This window comes from Endozoicomonas sp. SESOKO2 (assembly GCF_024606245.1).
GTDB lineage: Bacteria > Pseudomonadota > Gammaproteobacteria > Pseudomonadales > Endozoicomonadaceae > Endozoicomonas_A.
In genome coordinates this window covers 1-1327 of sequence record NZ_JAHHPQ010000442.1, presented here as the reverse complement: position 1 = coordinate 1327, position 1327 = coordinate 1, and the positions used below count along the sequence as shown (strand labels likewise).

At 48.6% G+C, this 1327-nt stretch carries 1 protein-coding gene; it reads left to right on the top strand.

Annotated features, from left to right (window positions below; all coding sequences use genetic code 11):
- Positions 1-42: 42 nt before the first annotated feature.
- Positions 43-1327 (top strand): hypothetical protein (locus tag KDK17_RS09975; RefSeq protein ID WP_257287988.1); only part of this gene is annotated, 1285 nt, incomplete at its 3' end.

Genomic DNA, 1327 nt, shown 5'->3' with positions numbered 1-1327 from the left:
CACCTTTCTGAAAACTTCAAAAATACCGGCATGCTGACCAGCATGCTAAATAATAATAAAAAACATATCCGTAGTTTTGCAGAACGTAGCCAGAGTGAACTCCAATATTTAGCGAGTTTGAAGGTATTGACTTCCTTCTCGTCCATGAACAAAAGAAAAGGGGTGCCCGGACATAAGGAAGTGAAAGCAATTCTGGGCTGGCATGAATGGAAAGGCAAGGATGGCGAGTTCAATTCGGAACTGTTCCGCTCTTTTTCGTCCATGAATCATGACAGAGGCATACTCAAACATGGTGAAGTGAGAGAGGTGCTGGGCTGGCCGGAATGGAAAGACAAAGATGGCGAGTTGAGTATCGAGCTGTTCCGCGCTTTCTCGTCCATGAATAGTAGTAAAGGCATGCTCAAACATGAGGAAGTGAAAGAAGTGCTGGGCTGGCCTGAATGGAAAGACAGTGATGGCAAGTTCAGTGTGGAGCTGTTCCGCACCTTCTCCTCTTTGAATAGCGGCAGAGGCATGCTTGAACATAAGGAAGTGAAAGAGGTGCTGGGTTGGCCCGAATGGAAAGGCAAGGATGGCGAGTTCAGTATGGAGCTATTGCGAGCCTTCTCGTCCATGAATCATAACAGAGGCATGCTGAAACATGAGGAAGTGAAAGAGCTGCTGGGCTGGCCGGAGTGGAAAGACAAGGACGGCGAGTTCAGTATAAAGTTGTTCCGTTCCTTCTCGTCCATGAACAGTAGCAAAGGCATGCCCAAATATAAGCAAGTCAAAGAGGTGCTGGGCTGGCCGGAATGGAAAGACAGGGATGGTGAGTTCAGTACAGAGCTTTTCCGCGCCTTCTCGTCCATGAATACAAGCAAAGGCATGCTCAAACATAAGGATGTGAAAGAGGTGCTGAGCTGGCCGGAATGGAAACACAAAGACGGCGAGTTCAGTATAGAGCTTTTCCGCGCTTTCGCGTCCATGAATAGTAGTAAAGGCATGCTCAACCATGAGGAAGTGAAAGATGTGCTGGACTGGCCGGAGTGGAAAGACAAGCATGGCGAGTTCTGTATGGAGCTGTTCCGCTCGGTCTCATCTATGTACGCAAAGAGAAGCCTGCCCGAACACATGGAAATAAAAGAAATGCTGGGCTGGCCGGAATGGAAAGACAAGGATGGCGAGTTCTTTATGGAGCTGTTCCGCGCTTTCTCGTCCATGAATAGTAGTAAAGGAATGCTCAAACATGAGGAAGTGAAAGAAGTGCTGGGCTGGCCGGAATGGAAAGACAGAGATGGCGAGTTCAGTATGGAGCTGTTCCGCGCCTTCTCGTCCATGAATCGTAGCC